This window comes from Acinetobacter sp. YH12227, from assembly GCF_013417785.1.
GTDB lineage: Bacteria > Pseudomonadota > Gammaproteobacteria > Pseudomonadales > Moraxellaceae > Acinetobacter > Acinetobacter gandensis.
Genome location: NZ_VPDH01000035.1, coordinates 18,568 through 37,394 on the forward strand (window position 1 = coordinate 18,568; position 18,827 = coordinate 37,394).

16 protein-coding genes and 1 pseudogene are annotated in these 18,827 nt (G+C 40.1%); 7 read left to right on the forward strand and 10 right to left on the reverse strand.

The annotated features are described in order from the left end of the window. The first annotated feature begins 129 nt into the window (after positions 1 to 129). Both FTV09_RS09370 and FTV09_RS09375 read left to right on the forward strand, forming a co-directional pair. Positions 130 to 1,065: a sensor domain-containing diguanylate cyclase gene (locus FTV09_RS09370; RefSeq protein ID WP_067762685.1), complete on the forward strand. Its 936-nt coding sequence runs from the start codon at positions 130 to 132 to the stop codon at positions 1,063 to 1,065. 192 nt (positions 1,066 to 1,257) lie between these two features. Then, positions 1,258 to 2,166, forward strand: a complete 909-nt coding sequence (locus FTV09_RS09375; RefSeq protein ID WP_067762684.1) for a polyprenyl synthetase family protein — start codon at positions 1,258 to 1,260, stop codon at positions 2,164 to 2,166. A gap of 120 nt (positions 2,167 to 2,286) precedes the next feature. On the opposite strand, the gene putP is transcribed toward FTV09_RS09375, so the two are convergent. The 5 genes from putP to FTV09_RS09400 form a co-directional block, all read right to left on the reverse strand. After that, positions 2,287 to 3,777 (reverse strand): sodium/proline symporter PutP, encoded by a 1,491-nt coding sequence (gene putP, locus FTV09_RS09380; protein WP_180058151.1) that lies wholly within the window; start codon positions 3,775 to 3,777, stop codon positions 2,287 to 2,289. Between the two features lie 217 nt (positions 3,778 to 3,994). After that, positions 3,995 to 4,849, reverse strand: coding sequence for an SPFH domain-containing protein (locus FTV09_RS09385; RefSeq protein ID WP_067762682.1), 855 nt, complete (start codon positions 4,847 to 4,849; stop codon positions 3,995 to 3,997). A gap of 16 nt (positions 4,850 to 4,865) precedes the next feature. After that, on the reverse strand, positions 4,866 to 5,342 hold the full coding sequence (locus FTV09_RS09390) for an NfeD family protein (protein ID WP_067762681.1): 477 nt from the start codon (positions 5,340 to 5,342) through the stop codon (positions 4,866 to 4,868). Positions 5,343 to 5,439: 97 nt separating this feature from the next. Beyond that, positions 5,440 to 6,363, reverse strand: coding sequence for a patatin-like phospholipase family protein (locus tag FTV09_RS09395; RefSeq protein WP_067762680.1), 924 nt, complete (start codon positions 6,361 to 6,363; stop codon positions 5,440 to 5,442). A 61-nt stretch (positions 6,364 to 6,424) separates the two neighbouring features. Further along, positions 6,425 to 7,063: a 1-acyl-sn-glycerol-3-phosphate acyltransferase gene (locus FTV09_RS09400; protein ID WP_180058152.1), complete on the reverse strand. Its 639-nt coding sequence runs from the start codon at positions 7,061 to 7,063 to the stop codon at positions 6,425 to 6,427. Between the two features lie 212 nt (positions 7,064 to 7,275). Between FTV09_RS09400 and FTV09_RS09405 the strand changes: the two genes are divergently transcribed. From FTV09_RS09405 to FTV09_RS09420, 4 genes are all read left to right on the forward strand, one after another. Continuing rightward, on the forward strand, positions 7,276 to 8,544 hold the full coding sequence (locus FTV09_RS09405) for an MFS transporter (RefSeq protein WP_180058153.1): 1,269 nt from the start codon (positions 7,276 to 7,278) through the stop codon (positions 8,542 to 8,544). Between the two features lie 278 nt (positions 8,545 to 8,822). Continuing rightward, positions 8,823 to 10,496, forward strand: a complete 1,674-nt coding sequence (locus FTV09_RS09410; protein WP_180058154.1) for a phosphoethanolamine transferase — start codon at positions 8,823 to 8,825, stop codon at positions 10,494 to 10,496. Between the two features lie 3 nt (positions 10,497 to 10,499). Then, positions 10,500 to 11,168 (forward strand): response regulator transcription factor, encoded by a 669-nt coding sequence (locus FTV09_RS09415; RefSeq protein WP_180058155.1) that lies wholly within the window; start codon positions 10,500 to 10,502, stop codon positions 11,166 to 11,168. A gap of 17 nt (positions 11,169 to 11,185) precedes the next feature. Then, the gene (locus tag FTV09_RS09420; RefSeq protein WP_180058156.1) at positions 11,186 to 12,517 is read left to right on the forward strand and encodes an ATP-binding protein; all 1,332 of its coding nucleotides are present in this window, start codon (positions 11,186 to 11,188) and stop codon (positions 12,515 to 12,517) included. Positions 12,518 to 12,547: 30 nt separating this feature from the next. Here the strand turns inward: FTV09_RS09420 and FTV09_RS09425 are convergent, their stop codons facing one another. Continuing rightward, positions 12,548 to 13,255: a phosphatase PAP2 family protein gene (locus FTV09_RS09425; protein WP_180058157.1), complete on the reverse strand. Its 708-nt coding sequence runs from the start codon at positions 13,253 to 13,255 to the stop codon at positions 12,548 to 12,550. Between the two features lie 163 nt (positions 13,256 to 13,418). Here FTV09_RS09425 and FTV09_RS09430 point away from each other — a divergent pair, with 163 nt between their 5' ends. Next, positions 13,419 to 14,117 carry an HAD family hydrolase gene (locus tag FTV09_RS09430; RefSeq protein WP_180058158.1) on the forward strand — a complete coding sequence of 233 codons (699 nt, stop codon included), beginning with the start codon at positions 13,419 to 13,421 and terminating at the stop codon, positions 14,115 to 14,117. Between the two features lie 48 nt (positions 14,118 to 14,165). On the opposite strand, the gene FTV09_RS09435 is transcribed toward FTV09_RS09430, so the two are convergent. From FTV09_RS09435 to FTV09_RS09450, 4 genes and pseudogenes are all read right to left on the reverse strand, one after another. Next, positions 14,166 to 15,353: an ammonium transporter gene (locus tag FTV09_RS09435; protein WP_180058159.1), complete on the reverse strand. Its 1,188-nt coding sequence runs from the start codon at positions 15,351 to 15,353 to the stop codon at positions 14,166 to 14,168. 598 nt (positions 15,354 to 15,951) lie between these two features. Then, a complete protein-coding gene (locus tag FTV09_RS09440) occupies positions 15,952 to 16,629 on the reverse strand; it encodes a DUF421 domain-containing protein (RefSeq protein ID WP_180058160.1) in 678 nt (225 codons plus the stop codon). 147 nt (positions 16,630 to 16,776) lie between these two features. Next, positions 16,777 to 18,507: a dihydroxyacetone kinase subunit DhaK gene (dhaK, locus tag FTV09_RS09445; RefSeq protein ID WP_180058161.1), complete on the reverse strand. Its 1,731-nt coding sequence runs from the start codon at positions 18,505 to 18,507 to the stop codon at positions 16,777 to 16,779. 200 nt (positions 18,508 to 18,707) lie between these two features. Next, positions 18,708 to 18,827 (reverse strand): annotated as a pseudogene (locus tag FTV09_RS09450) (IS30 family transposase); the annotation flags it as partial.

Sequence of the window (18,827 nt, forward strand, 5' to 3'; positions counted from 1 at the left end):
AAAGCATTATTTAGTATATATTTAAATATAATATGTACTGCATTTAATATTAGAAGAATAGAGTGATATTTGTCACATTTTATTTGATAGCATTCCGCATAGCTATACCCTGAAAAAACTGGCTCGAACATGCTTAAAAATGACTTAATAAAACAGGAACTTTCAGTAGAACATTTAGCAGTCCTTGATGCACTGCCAATGCCTGCTGCGCTTTTTTCCGCAACTGCTGACTTATTGTGTGCGAATCAACTTTTTCAACGTAGTTTTCGAACAGACTTAAGTCAACTCATCTCCAATAAACTCGAAATAATGTTGAGTGTACAGCCGAATCAATCTGAATTTAGTTTGCGTTGCTTAGAGATGGAGCATATTGAACCGTTTATTTATTCGGAAAGTGAACGACACTATTGGCTGACTTTAAAACCGCATTATTTACATGATGGTCAGTTAAAACATGTCATGCTGTGTTGTGCAGATATCACCAATTTAAAACAATCTGAACAGAAATTAATGCAACATAATCAATTGTTGAAGCAACAAGTCTATATCGATCATTTGACTCAAGTGCTGAATCGTCGTGGTTTTGATTTGCAGATAGAAGAATGGCAACTCAAACTTGCACGCCAAGACTTATCTGAAATGAGTTTGATTATGTGTGATTTAGATAACTTTAAGCAGATTAATGATATTTATGGACATGATTTTGGCGATGAAATTTTAGTGAAATCTGCTCAAATTTTAATGCGTGTGATTGAAAGCATGGAGGATGCTTACGTATTTCGAATTGGTGGTGAAGAATTTGTAATTGCGTTGCCAGATATGCAATTAAAAGATGCATGTCATATAGCACAGCAATGTTGTCATCAAGTCTCAGCTATGTCTGCAAACTATGCTGATAAGGTTCTGAAACTTTCGATTTCATGCGGCGTTGCACATCAATATCAAGATGGGGTCTTAGCTGAGACTTTGGCCAAAGCAGATCAAGCTTTATATCAAGCAAAATATAGCTCTAAAAATTGTACTTGTTATAGCGACGGTGACGGTATTAATTTATTCGAATGTTAATGGTGCTTTTTAAAAATTATCGAATGTGAAGAGATAAATAGACCAGTGAATGATTAATAAGCAGATTTGACAATGAGCATAGAGAATACGTACAGAAAGCAGTATCATGCAACAAGTCAAAATGACCATAGGTTTAGCAACGGGTTTGCTAAACATACTAGATTTTAGTCGATTTAAATATTCGAGGTGAATGTGTCCTCATTAACAGATGTTTCTACTTATGCCCTGACTGAAGCGCAAGAGCGTATTCAACAGGACTTACTAACAGCACTGGATGCTTTTGCTATTCCAGAACCGTTAAAAGGTGCGGTGTATCATGCTGTGATGTTGGGTGGAAAACGTGTTCGTCCGGCACTTTGCTATGCAACAGCTGCATTAAATCCGAATCAAAATGCTGCGGCAGTTCGCCGAGCAGCGGTGGCAATTGAGTTTATTCATTGTTATTCATTGGCACATGATGATTTGCCATGCATGGACAATGATTTATTACGTCGTGGTCAACCGACATGTCATGTGGCATTCGGTGAAGACACCGCGTTATTGGCAGGTGATATTTTACAATCGATGGCATTTGAAGTTTTGGGTAGTCGTTTATTTGATCAGGGTGCTGCTGTAGACGCTCCAATTGTATTAAAGCAAATGCAGATTTTAGCGACTGCGACTTCTAAAATGGTCAATGGACAAGTGCTGGATTTACAAGCCGAAGGTAAGCACGTAAATCAAGAACAACTGGAAAATATTCATCGTAATAAAACTGGCGCACTTATTTCTGCTGCAATTATGATGGCAGCAGTGACGATTTTTAATGGAACAGATCAAGCCATTCCAAAACTACGTGAGTTTGGACTTGCTATTGGTTTAGCGTTCCAAGTTCAAGATGACATTTTAGATATTATTGCAGATACAGAAGTGCTTGGAAAAACAGCAGGTAAAGACCAACAAGTTGATAAATCGACTTATCCTGCATTGTTGGGTTTAGAACAAGCAAAAGAATACGCTGAGACATTACATAATCAAGCTGTTAATGCCTTAGCATACTTTGGTGATGATGCTACAGAATTGCTGAAGATTACGCAGTTTTTACTAAATCGAAAAAGCTAAATTAAGCACGATGAACTGCCCATAACATTGCATGATGTTATGGGCTTTTTTTCAGTAAAATAAAAATTTCTGATTTAAAAAAAGGACGCTGAGCGTCCTTTTTGATCGATATAAAACCGATTAAATGCTTTCTTTATAGATGCGGTCTGCTTCTTCGAATTTATCTGTAATTTCGTTAGAAGGTGCTTTACCCATTAAGCTGACAACGACAATTGCAATGAGTGAGCAGATGAAGCCAGGAATGATTTCATAAACGCCTGTATCGCCCCAAACGTTTTTCCATAAAATCACCATCACAGCACCGACAACCATACCTGCTAAAGCACCATTCAACGTCATACGTTTCCAAAACAATGACAAAATAATGAGTGGACCAAATGCGGCACCAAATCCTGCCCATGCATAAGCAACAAGACCTAAAACTTTTGAATCAGGATTACCAGCCATGTAGATGGCAAGAATTGAAATCAATAGCACCATAATACGGCCAACCCAAACCAACTCTGTTTGCGATGCTGATTTACGAAGGAACGATTTATAGAAGTCTTCAGTGAGCGTACTTGAACAGACGAGCAACTGGCAGCTCAGTGTACTCATAATGGCAGCTAAGATTGCTGCAAGTACAATACCTGCAACCCAAGGGTTAAATAGAATTTTAGTTAATTCCATAAACACCGTTTCAGGGTTGGTACTTACCACACCCGCAAGTTCTGGATGTTGTTGGAAGTAAGCAATACCAAAGAAACCAGCAGCTACAGCACCACCTAAGCACAGTGTCATCCAAGTCATACCAATGCGGCGCGCATTTGGAATAGATTTAACTGAATCGGCTGCCATGAAGCGTACCAGAATATGTGGTTGACCAAAGTAGCCCAAACCCCATGCTAAAAGTGACATGATCGCGACAAAGCTCAGATCACCAATAACATCCATGGCTTGAGGGCGTGCTGCTTCAAGTGCCATGGTGAATTGTGTTAAGTCTGAGAACGATAACATCACCACAATAGGGGTGAGTAATAAGGCGAAAATCATAAAGCCCGCTTGAATGGTGTCAGTCCAGCTTACAGCAAGGAAACCACCAATAAAGACATAACTTACAGTAGCAATTGCGCTGATCCATAGGGCAGTGCTATACGACATGCCGAACATACTTTCGAATAAGCGTGCACCTGCAACCATGCCTGAAGCACAATAAATGGCAAAGAAAATCAAAATGATCACGGCAGAAACAATACGCAGAATTTTTTTCTGATCATTAAAGCGATTAGAAAAATAGTCGGGGAGTGTTAACGCATTATTTTGTACTTCAGTATGTACGCGAAGACGGCCTGCAACCAGTAACCAGTTGAGCCAAGCACCAATGATTAAGCCAATGGCAATCCACATTTCAGAAAGTCCTGAAAGGTAGATTGCTCCGGGTAGACCCATAAGTAGCCAGCCACTCATATCGGATGCACCGGCAGATAGCGCTGTAACAAAGCTACCTAAGCGTCTGCCACCCAAAATGTAGTCAGAAAAGTTACTCGTTGCACGATATGCGAGTAAACCAATCACGACCATGGCGACAATATAAAAGAGGAAAGTAATTAGGGTGGGATTTAGGGAGCTCATACGATATCCGTTTTGGCGTTGGACAAGTGCTTTTAAAACGGAGGATTTAAGCGGAATTTACTTGATTATGTTGGTAAATAGAGGCTTAAGATCCTGATACGTCAAAAAATAACGGGAAATTTAAACATAAATTTACTGTTTTTGCTTCAATTTTCGCAGTGACCACAAAAAATGGGCAGTCTCTAGCTGCCCATTTGAAGCTTGTGAAATCAAAAAATTATTGGTTACGGCCCATCACACCACGAATGGTATTAAGAATATCGGCTGGTAGAACCACAGTTTTCGCATTATTGGATTTCGCCATATCCTGCATGGCTTTGACATATTGCTCACCCAACAGGTATGCCACAGGAATTTCTTGATCACCGACGGCTGAGCTCACCATTTCAATCGCGCGTTGTGAAGATTCAGCTAAAACCACTTGTGCTTCAGCATCACGACGAGACGCTTCTAAACGACCATCAGCTTCTAAAATAGCTGCTTGCTTTTCACCATCAGCTTTAGTCACTGTTGCACGGCGTTGACGCTCAGCTGCAGCTTGCTCTTCCATGGCTGCTTGCATGGTGTGAGATGGCTTAATATCTTGAATTTCGACAGTTTTAAGGGTAATACCCCAATCCGAAATATCATCTGAAATTGCAGCTTTGAGTTTGGCTTTAATATGATCACGTGATGACAGCGCATCATCTAAGTCCATTTCACCTACGATTGAACGTAGAGAGGTTTGTACTAAGTTTTGAATGGCCCACGTATAGTTTTCAATACCATACACCGCTTTTTCAGGCGTAGTGAGATTGATATACGCTACTGCATTCATTAATAGTACGGCATTGTCACGTGAAATCACTTCCTGAGATGGAATATCTAACACGATATCTTTGGTGGTCACTTTATAAGCCACTTCATCAATATAAGGAATGACAAAGTTTAGGCCTGGGTTGAGGGTAGTATGGTATTTACCTAAGCGCTGCACAATCCATTTAAAACCCTGAGGCACAATCCGAACACCTTTAAAGATGGTGACAGCCACAAAAACAAGGAAGGCTAAAAAAACAATTGAAACACCTGACATTTGATTTCTCTCTTATTTATAGATTGTCATTTTGGCTACTGCTATGGCGCTGAACCACTAAATCGTTGCCTAAGATGTCGATGACTCGAACGCGATCGCCCACTTCGAGCTGATCTTGAGTTCGACAGTGCCATTCATCAGAGCCAAGTACAGGCATAGGAAAACGAACTTTAACTGAACCATGATTTAGCTGGGTTTGGATGACCATGCCGACTTGTCCAATAGTGGCTTCACGAGAAAGTCCAGCTTTGGTTTTATCGGTAGATAAGGGCTTAATAAATTTAAACCACGAAAAAGTGCATAGGATGGAAAGTACGATCCAAATAATGATTTGGACATTAAAGTCCATTGAAGGAAAAATCCAATATAAAATGCCGACCAAAATGGCCGATACACCAAACCAGAGTGCGGCAAAAGAAGGCAAAATCAATTCGAACAGGATTAATGCAACACCCAGAACGAACCAGTGCCAAGGTTCTATAATAAATTCCATACATCTACTCTTATATTGGGTAATTGATATAGATGAACCAGCATCTATATCAATGTAGCAGATGTATAAGCTAATGAATATTAAAAAAATCGCTGAATTAAATTTTGGCTCTTGGCGCCGGTTTAAATGCAGCAGGCGATTGTTTAAAGTTGCTGATAGCTTTTTCAATGCTGACAATTTTTAGTTGTGCAGCTTTTTCACCTTCTAAAATGGTGGCATTGCTGGATTTCAAATCGAGTGTACCAATATGACCGACTTTAGGCTGTATCACGATATTGGCATTTTTCAATTCTTCATTAATACTTTGCTGCCCCATAATATTGATGGTTTGGTCAAGTAGACCGAACATACTGACAGCTTTTGTCCCATCAGGTCGGGCTGAGATATCAACGGCAATCACAATATCTGCACCCATATCACGCGCAGTTTTTACAGGAATTGGACTCACTAAACCACCATCAACATATTTGACACCTGCAATGGTGGCTGGAACAAATACGTTAGGAATACTGCACGAGGCACGTACAGCCTGTCCTGCATTCCCTCGAATGAATTCGGTTTTCTTACCGTTGTCTAAACGTGTCGCGACAGCCGCAAAACGACGCGGGAATTGTTCAATTGGTTTATTGCCAATATTTCTATTCACAAAGTCTTGTAATTTTTGCCCCTGTATAATGCCTTGGCTATTTAAAGTTAGATCACGAATATCAGATTCTTTAAAGTTCAGTGCGATTTGTTGCATTTGGTAAGGGGTTTTACCACTTGCATAGAGGCTGCCGACAAAACTTCCTGCGCTCGTACCGGTCACGATTTTTGGCTTAATGCCATGTGATTCAAGGACTTTTAAAACGCCAATATGCGCAAAGCCTTTTGCACCACCACCGCCAAGTGCAATCGCAATAACTGGTTCACGAGCTTTTACTGGGGTTGGAGTTGGAGTAGCTGGTTTTTTAGTTGCTGAATCACAACCGACAAGACCAAGTACCAACAGGCCTGGAAGAAAATAATGTGCGAGTTTCATTTTGGAAATCTGATTGTTAATTAAACAAAGTGCTCATCTCATCAAAAAATGAAGGTTTTGACTAGGGCTTTTTCCAGTGCTTTTGTAACGGTAGCGCCAACCACTCTGGATTGCGAGGAGAAAACTGTCCTTGATATAAGTTGAGTATGTCATTCAGATCGGTATCAAAATTACCAGTGGTATGAAATACGCCTAAGCAACGGATGGTCTTCTGTGCGTAATCAAAAGAAAATATCACAATTGGAATGTGAGATGCATGGGCAATGTAATAAAAGCCACTGCGAATTTTATCGGCTTTTTTCCGTGTGCCTTCGGGTGCCATACCAATCCAAATTTGTTTGTTTGCTTGAATAATGTTAGCAATTTCATTAGTTAGACCTTTAGGGTTTTCACGATTGACAGGAATAACTCCCACCCAATTAAGTAAATGTTTGAGTGGGGTATCAAACAAGCTATTTTTGCCAAAGATGGTGATTTTCAAACCAATGCCAAGTAAAGCGAGAAAGCCGTGCCAAGCATCAATATTAGAGGTATGTGGTGAGATGATCGCTACGGCTTTAGGTAAATTAGGAAATTCACCAACAAAGCGCCAACCTTGTGCTAAAAATAGACGCTTAAAAATGGCACGACTATAAATAGATCCACGCGATGGAACGAGAGGTGGTAGTTCAGGAAAATTAGTATGTGTTTTATTATTCATTTTATATTCTGTAAAAGTTTTAGAGCGATACCTTAAATTGACAATTTTTTTAAAAATGATTGGTTAATAAAAAAATTTAGATCAATGCTGAATCATTAACTGAGATAAGGTTATTCATATCATATGTTGTCGTGAATTGGAGTTCATTGGCATAATCGCTGTAGATTTAGCTGCTTACTGCATATTTTTGCTTATTTGATACAGGGACGTTTATGGTTTCAAACCGCCAACTCTATGTTCTATTATTTTCCCTGTATTGGGCACAAGGTTTGCCAGTTGGGTTTATGACACATGCCTTGCCTGTCATATTAAGAGCTCAGGGGGTATCACTGGCACATATAGGTGGTTTTGGCTTATTGATGCTGCCTTGGTCAATCAAAATACTTTGGGCACCATTGGTAGACCGACAAGGTTCAAAGCGCTATGGGCATTATCGCAGTTGGATTATTCCGACCCAATTTTTAAGTGTCATCATCCTGATTATTTTATCTTTTTTACCGATCGCCAGTTTAGATGAGCCTGTATATCTGTTGATGTTTTTTGTGGTACTGCTCAGCCTGAATTTGGTGGGTGCCACGCAAGATATCGCAACTGACGGCTTGGCAGTGAATATTTTAAAATCTGATCAGCAGCATTGGGGCAATACATTTCAAGTTGTTGGATCGCGTCTCGGTTTTATTGTCGGTGGTGGCGCGGTACTTTGGGCACTGGATTGGTTGCATTGGCAAACAACTTTTTTATGCTTAGCAGGTATCGTATTTTTAAATACTTTAGCCATTCTGTTTTACCAAGAGCCTAAAAAAGAGCAGATCGTCTCTCAGCATTCACATGTAAACAAACAAACGTTATGGCAAGTTGTAAAACAGTATCTGATTTATTTTACCCAAACCAAAACACTTCGTATGTGGCTGCTGGTGCTGCTGACTTTTAAAATTGCAGATGGTTTTGCTGGGCCGCTGCTCAAACCGTTAATGGTGGATTTAGGTTTGAGTTTTAGTCAAATTGGAATCTATGTGACGATGTTGGGTGCTATTGCTGCACTCGTTGGGGCAGGTTTAGCCGGTTATAGTTTGAAGTATCTCTCGCGTGTACATGCCTTGATTGGTTTTTCGATATTAAAAATCATCAGCCTAATGGCTTATGCATGGTTAGGTTTGCAATACGAATTAAAGCGACTTGTAGATGCTTGGATAATTTATTTCATTAATGCTTTTGAAGATATGGTTTCAGCCATGCTCTTGGTCGTGATGCTGACCTTAGTCATGCAATATAGTCGTAAAGCAGTTGCAGGCACAGATTTTACTTTTCAAGTTGCGTTGATGGCGACGGTGAGTGGTGGATTGTATAGTGTGAGTGGCGTATTTGCAGATGTGCTGGGATATAGCACGTATTTATATTTGATCACAGCTTTGGCAGCGTGCAGCCTAGTACCGATATTGATGTGGGGAAAAGTCATAAAACATGAGCAAAATGATCTTTAAATAGTGATTTATTCTAAGTTTGTATTTATCAACTAAAACAGTAAAAAACAGCATGGCAAATATTGACGATACTCAAGGCGAGTGAGTCAGTAAAAAATACAATCTTCCATCTACAAAGCAAAGCATGCAGCGAAAAGAACAAGATCGTCAAAATACTAGGTCATTTAGTCTGCTATGACGATGGAGTTCAACAGTTATGGTTGGCATCAGCTTGTTTTAAGTCATTTTTAAGTTTCAATTTTTACATTAAGCCATCAAAGAACAATATTGATGCCAATATGCCTAATGTCATAAAGCGATTCCAGCAAAAACTTCCGAGTATCAGCCTAAGCCAGTTCAATTTCATCCTTGCCATATGGTTAGGTGTGGTGTTGAACATTGGCTTTTATCAACAAATGCAAACTCTGACCCCATATACAGGGCTAAAGGCCAGCCTTTTTATTGCGGCAACCGTGGTGGTGGTTGTGGCGCTTTACAATGTGTTGATGCAATTATTGCAATGGCGTTGGAATGTAAAATTATTGGCCAGTATATTTGTCTTGGTGGGTGGTTTTAGTGCCTATTTTGTCAATAGTTTGGGAGTAACCATCACTTCTGATCAAGTACAAAATATGATGCAAACGGATATTAAAGAAGTCAACGATCTCATCTCTCCTAACTTCTTTATTTGGTTAACAGGACTGGTCTTGTTACCGATCTTGGCGATTGTGTTGATTCCAATTCGACAAGAAACTGTTAAGCGTGAAGTTTTAAAAAAACTTGTGAATATCGTGCTGTCATTTACAGTGATGGGCGCTTTGCTCTTTATCTATTTTGTAGATTATGCAGCGATCTTTCGTGAGCATCGGGATTTGAAAGGCATGTTGTCACCGCAAAATACCATTGCATCGACATTTTCGTACTACCATAAAAAAGCGCCTAAGAAAAATTTACCTTTGGTGTTGTATGGGGAAGATGCACATCTGATTGAACGAACCAGTACTGGGAAACTACCTAAATTAATGGTGCTGGTTGTGGGTGAAACAGCACGTGCGGAAAGCTTTTCTTTAAATGGCTACAGCAAAAATACCAACCCTGAATTGAGCCAACAAAAAATTATTAACTTTAATCAAGTGAGCTCATGTGGTACTGCGACTGCTATATCGGTTCCATGTATGTTTTCTGGTATGCCACGTACAGATTATGATGAACAATTGGCTGATCACCGTGAAGGATTGTTGGATATTGCACAACGTGCGGGTTATAAAGTGACGTGGATGGATAATAATTCAGGTTGTAAAGGGACGTGTACCCGTGTGGAAAAATATGAATTTCCAGAGGCATTGAAGCAAAAATGGTGTGATGCAGATGGTGAGTGTTTTGATGAAATTCTGGTTGATGGTTTAAAAGATTATATTGCCCGCATTCCAAAGGATGATGTGTCGCCACGGTTAATTGTTCTACACCAAATGGGCAGTCATGGACCTGCATATTTCAAACGTAGCCCAAAAGCATTCCAAAAATTTAAGCCGACCTGTGACAGCAATGCAATTCAAGGCTGTAGTTCAACCGAACTCGTGAATAGTTATGACAATAGCATTGTTTATACAGATCATGTATTAAGTGAACTGATGAATACTTTGAAAGGGACAGCCAACTACCAAACTGGTTTGTGGTACTTGTCTGATCATGGCGAATCAACAGGTGAACATGGTTTATATTTACATGGTTCACCGTATTCGATTGCACCTTCGCAACAAACGCATGTACCGATGTTGATGTGGTTTTCGCCCGAATGGCAGAAAAATAATTCTGCTCAATATGCTTGTTTAATAGGACAAAAAAGCCAAAAATTGAGTCAGGATAATTTATTCCCCTCACTTTTGAGTTTGCTTGGTGTACAAACCCAAGTGAAAAATGAAAAGAACGATATGTTGCAACAATGTGCGCAAAGTGCACAGAGCAGGATCTAAGCCATGCATAAAATATTAATCATTGAAGATGATTTCATGATTGCCGAATCGACCAAAACATTATTGGCATATCAACAATTTGATGTGGAATGGGTGAATAATGGAATTGATGGCTTAAAGCGCATCCAACAAGGTGGTATCGATCTGGTTTTACTGGATTTAGGTTTACCAATGATGGATGGCATGCAAGTGTTAAAACAGATTTGTCAAATGTTGCCAAATTTGCCAGTACTGATTATTTCTGCACGTGATCAATTACAAAACCGTGTCGATGGTTTAAATCAAGGTGCAGATGACTATTTGATTAAGCCTTATGAGTTTGATGAGCTGTTGGCACGAATTTTTGCTTTATTAAGACGCGCGGGTGGCAATGCACCTGAAGCGACTCAAAAGATTTTAAAGCATGGTGAGTTAGTGTTAGATGTAGAGCAGCATTTGGCACGTTATAAAGGTGAATATGTCGATTTGTCTAACCGTGAATGGGCAATTTTAATTCCATTGGTTACGCATCCGAATAAAATTTTTTCCAAAGCAAATTTGGAAGATAAACTTTATGATTTTGACAGTGATATCAGTAGTAATACCATTGAAGTTTATGTACATCACCTTCGTTCAAAATTGGATAAAGACTTTATTCGTACCATTCGTGGACTTGGCTACCGACTCGGTTAAAACAGGATTAATCTTTCATGCAGCAGCACCAATCGTATTCACTGAAAAAGAGGCTGATTGTTTATGTATCTATTTTCAGTCTACTTTTGGGCTGTGTTCTGGTTTTTGCTGCTTATAAAACGGCACTTGAAGAGATTAACGAAATCCTCGATGCGCAAATGCAGAATTTGGCTGAACGCGTCGCTGCACATGATCCGAAGCCAACCAAAAGTCAGTTTGATCAACATAAGCGCTATCATGAGGAAGATTTATTCGTTGATGTATGGACTTATGAGTCGAAAGCACATCAAACGCATCATTTAAAACTGTTGGTACCGCCTGTAGAAGAAGCGGGCTTTTATACCCATAACACCCCACAGGACGAATGGCATACTTATATTTTACCCTTAGGTGATATGCAGATTCAGGTGAGTCAACAGGAATCTGTTCGTCAACATTTGGCAGTGGAATTAGCAGGGAATATGTTCATTCCATATTTGGTGTTTATTCCGTTTGCTTTGTTGGCATTGGGATGGTTAATCCAGCGCAGTTTAAAACCTTTAGAAGACTTTAAACAAGAGTTGGCAAAGCGTGATGCATTTGAACTCTCTGCCATCTCACATGAGCAGTATCCTGAAGAAATTGCACCAACTATTCACGAGATGAATCATTTATTTGAACGTATTTTGTTGTCGCAACAGGAACAGCGTCAATTTATTGCCGATGCTGCACATGAACTCCGTACGCCAATTACAGCTTTAAATTTACAAATGCAAATTTTGCTGCAAAAGTTCCCACAAGACGAAGCTTTGCATAATTTAAGTAAAGGATTAATTCGGATTCAGCATTTGGTTAGCCAACTTTTAAGTTTGGCCAAACAAGATGCCTCGGTGTTTGAGTTAGAGCGTAAACAGACATTTGACTTGAAACAAGTTGCGGCCAACTGTGTTGAACAATTGATTCATCTAGCAATGCAAAAAGATATCGATTTGGGCATGGAGCAGCAGCAGAGTATTGCTTTATATAGTCTAGAGCCGACTGTGCATTCGATTATTTTTAATTTGATAGATAATGCGATTAAATACACGCCTGTACAAGGGATAATTAATGTGTCGGTAATGCAACAAGCAGAACTAGCATTAGTCGTGGTTGAAGATAGTGGGCCTGGTATTGACCCTGCTTTATATGAACAAATCCGTAAACGGTTTTATCGTATTTATAATCATGAAGAAGTAGGTAGTGGTTTAGGTTTGGCGATTGTGGATAAGGCCGCTGCGCATATTGGTGCACATTTAGATTTTGCGAAAAGTGAAACGCTAGGTGGCTTGAAAGTAACGATTCAGATTCCGCTAAAACCTTTAAACGCCTAATTTTTTTAATTTACAATTTGTTAATAAAGCCTATATCCATTCAAAGTGTTTATAGGCAGTTTTGATTTTTTCTGTGGGTAGATAACGACAGCCAAATGTATAAATGACTGTGTTAAAGGCCCAAATAAACCATGCTGTCCATAGATTATGACTGAGAAAATGTGCACCACGCATCATCTGAGCCCAACCAAAACAAAAACCTAAAATGATGCCTGTAATTAAAAAGAAGTAAGCTCGTGCAGGTCGCGACAGCCGGTAGACAAAATAACCAGTCATTAAGGCAAAGCCCGTAGCAGCATGGCCTCCTGGAAAACAATGTCCATTGGTTGTATTAAATTTCCAGATAAAACCTTGCGCTGTTGCACTGGTCATATTCCATGGGCAAGCATGTGGTGAATGTGATTTGATTAAACCGATGAGTGCTGTACTAAGTATGGCCACGATAAAAAAATAGCCCAATTCACGATGACGTGCTTTCAAAGCATTATGTTTAAAACTCATCAACCATGCCGCTACGTAAAATACATAGACCGCGATTAGGATCTCTTTCACGTATTTATGATTCAGTACAGCAAGAGACCAATCATTACGGTATGGAAAGCCACCCTGAGCATCCATCCACGGTTGGATTAAGGTTTGGTCGAGTTGCCCTGCGACAGGAAAAAAATAGCTTAAAAACAAAAAGCTGATAATCAAAAAAATAATTTGGTAGAGCAAAAAATGGCGAGATGAGGGCATAGCAATCGCTTTGTTATTGTTACATAAGCGCTATTAGATAAAACTCAGCTTAAATCAGTCTTAATAATGTAATCCTATCTATGAGATATACATATCTCAGATGTTGCATGAGTTGAAAATTGGGCTGTGCTAAAGTTTCGAAAACGTTTAAATGCTGAAAATTATGACTATTCGAGCTGTGCTTTTTGACCTTGATAATACCTTAACGCACCGTGACCAAAGTGTGGCAGCATACGCAGAGCATTTAGCAAGCTATTATCAGCAGCATTTGAATACAGTTGACGTAGCGCATATTAAAAGCATTATTAATCGTATTGATAATGGGGGCTATCCCAAAAAAGAATTACTTACTTACCCAAGTATCGGTGCTTCTGTGGCTGATGCTTTACAGCAGGAATTGGAATGGCAGCAGCCCGTAGATTTTGATGAATTGACACAATTTTGGTTTCAAAAATTTGGGCAGTTTGCTGTCGTGATGAACGGGGCTTTAGAGCTGTTAAAACAGTTGAAGCAACAGCAGTATAAATTAGCAGTGGTATCTAATGGGGGGCATGCAACGCGACTCAATATTTTAAATGGACTGGGCTTTGCGCCATATTTTGATGCTGTGATTAGTTCGGAATTGGTCGGGATCAGTAAACCCAAACCTGAAATTTTTCAACATACTAGCCAGCAACTTAATGTAGATCCTGAGGCATGTTTATTTGTGGGTGATCATCCAGTAAATGATATTTATGGTGCGCAGCAGGCGGGCATGCAGGCTGTCTTATTGGAAGGTTTTCATCCTTTAAATGATCATCAACAGACGAATATTCGGCATAAAATTCAACAGCTCGATCAGCTTTGGCCCTATTTGAAATAAAGGCAGCATAAAAAAAGCGGCATCCAGTGCCGCTGTTTTTAGTCATTTTTAAAACATATTTTCATCCGAGTTGGCTGAAATACGGTGAATACTTAAATCAGCGCCACGGAATTCTTCTTCTTGATCTAGGCGGATACCCATTACAGCTTTTAATGTACCGTAAACGATAAATCCACCAATTAGTGCGATCGCAATGGCTAAGAATGTACCAATGATTTGCGACATCATTGAAATACCACCTAAGCCGCCTAACCATTTTTGCCCAAATAAGCCTACAGCTAGGCCACCAAAAGCTCCACAGACACCATGTAGTGGCCAAACGCCGAGTACATCATCAACTTTGAGTTTGTTATGCGTGTAAGTGAATAATTTTACAAAGATCACTCCAGCAATTGCTCCAATGATTAAGGCACCTACAGGGTGAACCACGTCAGAACCTGCACAAATAGCGACTAAACCTGCTAACGGACCATTGTGTAGGAAACCGGGGTCATTTTTACCCATGAAGTTTGCCGCCAATGTGCCACCGACCATCGCCATGAGAGAGTTAATCGCGACTAATCCTGAAATTGCATCAAGCCGTTGAGCACTCATTACGTTGAAGCCAAACCAACCGACAATGAGAATCCAAGAACCGAGTGCCAAAAAAGGAATACTTGATGGTGGATGCGCACTGATACGGCCATCTTTTTTGTAACGACCATGACGCGCACCGAGTAAAAGTACTGCAGCAAGAGCGATCCAACCGCCCATTGCATGAACCACTACAGAGCCGGCAAAGTCATGGAAAGCTGCACCGAATTGATGTTCTAACCAAGCTTGCAGTCCGAAATTACCATTCCAAGCCATGCCTTCAAAAAATGGGTAAACCAAAGCAACCAACAATAACGTTGCGATTGCTTGAGAACGCATTTTGGCACGTTCTGCAATGCCGCCAGAAATGATGGCAGGAATTGCGGCTGCAAAGGTTAGTAAAAAGAAACAACGCATTAAGTTATAGCCATGATCGGCTGCAAGCGTATCTCCAATATGGAAAAAATGGTGCCCATAAGAGATGTAATAACCCACAAAAAAGTATGCAATTGCGGAAATAGAAAAGTCAGTCAGAATTTTACTGAGCGCATTGACCTGATTTTTATGTCGTACGGTACCTAATTCTAAAAATGCAAAGCCTGCATGCATGGCAAGAACCAAGACTGCACCAAGAAGGAGAAAGAGGAGATCTATATTTTGCATAAGGTGTTCCAGTTTAGTGCGCTAGTTCACGAAAAGAACTTCAGTATATCGAGCGAAAAAAAATGGAAAAGAGATTGGCGCTAGGGAAATTTTGATTAAAAAAACTTAAAAATACATAAGACTCGATATAAAGCAAAGACTTGCATTTAAAGCTTAAAAGTGCACCAAAAAGATGCGCATCAATATTTACAAGAGAAAATTAACTAAATGATTCTTAAATGGAAAAGGCTGAAAAGTGAATATGTTTGAAACTCTTTTTAACTTTATAGCGCCAAAAAGGGATTAATTCAGGGCATCGAATATTTTTGAATTTTCATCGGAATGCGAGAAATGTGGGCATGTATTTGAGTTTACTCGCTGATATTACGGTGAACGGTCAATTTTTTTTGGCACGTTGTTATTGTGCAAATGGGATGAATGTTGAGAAGAACACAGCTTTAAAATTTGCCTATCAATGGGTCATTTTGCTCAAAGTGACGGTTATTCTGTGGTGCAAATACATGACAAATTATTTCGAAGGACTTTATTTAGAGTGCCATAATTGAAATACAGCTCAGATCCATTTTATGTGATCTGATTCATGGAGCGCACGACTGTTTTAAGCGAGTCGTTGAGTATTGATTGCCTCCGCCCAATCACAGCATCCACATCGTGGGCAAACATCTTGTGCGCCATGGATATACATAGTTTTACCGCAATGTGTACAGGCATAGAGATGATGCATTTTTATGTCAGCAACGGCTTTGTAAGGTTTGGGGAAGAGCGGTAGTCCATAGCGTACTTGCTCAGGTGGATAAAATAAGATGCTAAATTTGCCATCACTTTCTAATAGACCGACGCGGACTTGCCCTAAATGTTCAACATTTTGCTGACGCATTTCAGAGAAAAATTCATCATGCGACATTTTTCCTTGTTTGATTTTCTCTAAGACCAATTCACCATCTTCAACAATGTATAAGGCCTTACCCTCAATTAAATCTTCAAAGGGCTGATATTTCATCATGAGCCACGTAATGACACGATATAAGCCTATGACAACGGACATCACGATGAGGGCTTGAAGTATGGGTAAATCTTCTTCAAACATCGGATCGCCAGCAATTGAGCCTAAAGCGAGTAAGATCGCGACCTCAAAAATAGACAACTGACGAACGCCACGTTTCCCTGTAAGGCGTAAAAAAACGATAATTAAAACGAACATAATGATGCTGCGTAAGATAACTTCAGCAGCAAAGCTCCATGTCGTGTCATGGATGAAAATTTGAGTGATATCCATCTCTTATCCCTCTTATTGTTATATAGTTAAATTAGCAAATCCTTCTACTTTGTATCTGCTTAATTGTGTTAAGTTTTTAGATAAAATTGAAAGTAAAAAAGCACCGATAAACGGTGCTTTTTGATTGCATCTTCATCGGATGCAAAATTATTTAATCAAGGTTGCAATCTCGCTAAAGATAACACCCAAACCATGTGCGCCAGCATCAGGGTAACCCAGACTGCGGTCGCCCACAGTTCCTGCACGACCCATACGCGCTACAATCTCTTTGGTATTTTCAGCGCCTTGAACCGCCGCTTTTGCACCAAGTACAAAGTTTTCTTTAAAGGTTTTATCTGTATGGGCAGACCAAGAATCTGCGCATGGCACAAGTGCATCAATCAGGGTTTTATCACCCACCACTGCGCCGCGTCCAAATGAACGCTCACCTGTAGTTTGAATGCCTTTGACCGCTGCTTGCAGCATCTCGGCAAAATCAGCGACAGTTAAAACTGATTTGCCTTGAATTGATTTCGCTGCCGCACGGAATGCTGAACCCCAGATTGGGCCAGACGCGCCACCACAATGTTCCATAATGATCATTGAGCAGTTCAGCATGAATTCATCCATCTGCTGCGCTTGAATCAGACTTTGCCATTCACGTTTTAATTGCTTAAAGCCTTTCGCCACGCTCATACCGAAGTCGCCATCACCTGCATGCGCGTCCAGCTCACAGAATAGCACTTCATTTCTAATGATACAGGCAGACATCACATCCACCACATAACGCATGTTTTCGATGGTGAATTGCTCATTGCTAATCACCGCATGTTCAGGCTGTGTTTCAACTTGGGTGTTTACTACAGCTTCGGCTGAAGAATCTTTGGACACAAAAGTTAAAGGCTGTGCTGCTGAACCATCCATTTTAAATGCAGGGGTGTTGGCTGCTGCATCGAGGTAAGTTTTCAATTCATCATCGACAGCAAGCAAGGACACAGATGCACCATTCATGTCGATACTGGTCATATAGTTGCCGACAAATGTGCGGTAAATTTTGATGCCTTTACGTGCAAGGTGTTCGCATACATCATGGTTAAAGACATACAACTCTTGCAGCGGTGTGCTACCAAAGCCATTGACCAAGACTGCAACTTCTTTCATGTCTGGACGGTCAAGGAACAGGTCATCCACGATGCGCTGTGCCATTTTTTTGGATGGCAAGATTTTTTCACGACGGATGCCGGGTTCACCGTGAATGCCGACGCCATATTCCATTTCGTCATCAGCCAAAGTAAACGTTGGCGTGCCTTTGGCTGGAACAGTACATGAGCTATAAGCAAAACCAAGGCTAATGACGTTGTCCGCAGCTTTTTGAGCAATCGCTTTTACGTCTGCAAGTTCTAAGCCTTTTGATGCTGCTGCGCCTGCAATCTTATGTACAAATACTGTGCCTGCAACACCACGACGACCGACTGTATATAGGCTGTCTTTAACCGCAATGTCATCTGCCACTTTTACATAGTCAACTTTAATGCCGTCTTCAGTCGCAAGGGCTGCGCCATTCTGGAAATTCATCATATCGCCAGAATAGTTTTTGATGATCATTAGCACGCCTTTGTCAGTTGCGACTTGCTGTAAGGCTTTATAAACCTGAATTTGCGACGGAGATGCAAATACGTCGCCGCACACAGCAGCGTCTAACATGCCTGTGCCTACAAAGCCTGCATGGGCAGGTTCGTGACCGCTACCACCACCACTGATGAGAGCAACATTGTTATGTTTTTCTTTTCTTGAAATGATTTTATAGGCTTCATTAAATTGAAGCTCAGGGTGAGCCAGTACAAGTCCTTTGCACATTTCAACAACCAGATTTTCAGGGTTGTTCATGAGTTTTTTCATTGAAACACAAGGATATATTAATTTGGGAGAATATTAATTTCGTATTATAAGATGTAATGGTATTTGAAGTATGCAAATGGAAGATATTTGAACTATAAATTTTTTTTCATTACAGCCTACACTCAAATTTTATAGATACAGATAATGATTTAGAGAAAAAATTATGCATTCTGAGGATCATTTTAGTAAAGAAGGCGAATTCAAACATGAGGTGCGACAGTTTGAAAAGTCTTATGATAATCAACAAGCTGAGCAAATTTCTCTAATGGTGTAAGCCAATCTAACGCTTTTCTAGGACGAGTATTCAGTGACATGGCAAC

Coding starts and splice junctions, on each gene's coding strand:
- FTV09_RS09370 (WP_067762685.1), top strand. CDS start 130: ATGCTTAAAAATGACTTAATAAAACAGGAACTTTCAGTAGAACATTTA.
- putP (WP_180058151.1), bottom strand. CDS start 3,777: ATGAGCTCCCTAAATCCCACCCTAATTACTTTCCTCTTTTATATTGTC.
- FTV09_RS09385 (WP_067762682.1), bottom strand. CDS start 4,849: ATGTCAGGTGTTTCAATTGTTTTTTTAGCCTTCCTTGTTTTTGTGGCT.
- FTV09_RS09390 (WP_067762681.1), bottom strand. CDS start 5,342: ATGGAATTTATTATAGAACCTTGGCACTGGTTCGTTCTGGGTGTTGCA.
- FTV09_RS09395 (WP_067762680.1), bottom strand. CDS start 6,363: ATGAAACTCGCACATTATTTTCTTCCAGGCCTGTTGGTACTTGGTCTT.
- FTV09_RS09400 (WP_180058152.1), bottom strand. CDS start 7,063: ATGAATAATAAAACACATACTAATTTTCCTGAACTACCACCTCTCGTT.
- FTV09_RS09405 (WP_180058153.1), top strand. CDS start 7,276: ATGGTTTCAAACCGCCAACTCTATGTTCTATTATTTTCCCTGTATTGG.
- FTV09_RS09410 (WP_180058154.1), top strand. CDS start 8,823: ATGCCTAATGTCATAAAGCGATTCCAGCAAAAACTTCCGAGTATCAGC.
- FTV09_RS09415 (WP_180058155.1), top strand. CDS start 10,500: ATGCATAAAATATTAATCATTGAAGATGATTTCATGATTGCCGAATCG.
- FTV09_RS09420 (WP_180058156.1), top strand. CDS start 11,186: ATGCAGCAGCACCAATCGTATTCACTGAAAAAGAGGCTGATTGTTTAT.
- FTV09_RS09425 (WP_180058157.1), bottom strand. CDS start 13,255: ATGCCCTCATCTCGCCATTTTTTGCTCTACCAAATTATTTTTTTGATT.
- FTV09_RS09430 (WP_180058158.1), top strand. CDS start 13,419: ATGACTATTCGAGCTGTGCTTTTTGACCTTGATAATACCTTAACGCAC.
- FTV09_RS09435 (WP_180058159.1), bottom strand. CDS start 15,353: ATGCAAAATATAGATCTCCTCTTTCTCCTTCTTGGTGCAGTCTTGGTT.
- FTV09_RS09440 (WP_180058160.1), bottom strand. CDS start 16,629: ATGGATATCACTCAAATTTTCATCCATGACACGACATGGAGCTTTGCT.
- dhaK (WP_180058161.1), bottom strand. CDS start 18,507: ATGAAAAAACTCATGAACAACCCTGAAAATCTGGTTGTTGAAATGTGC.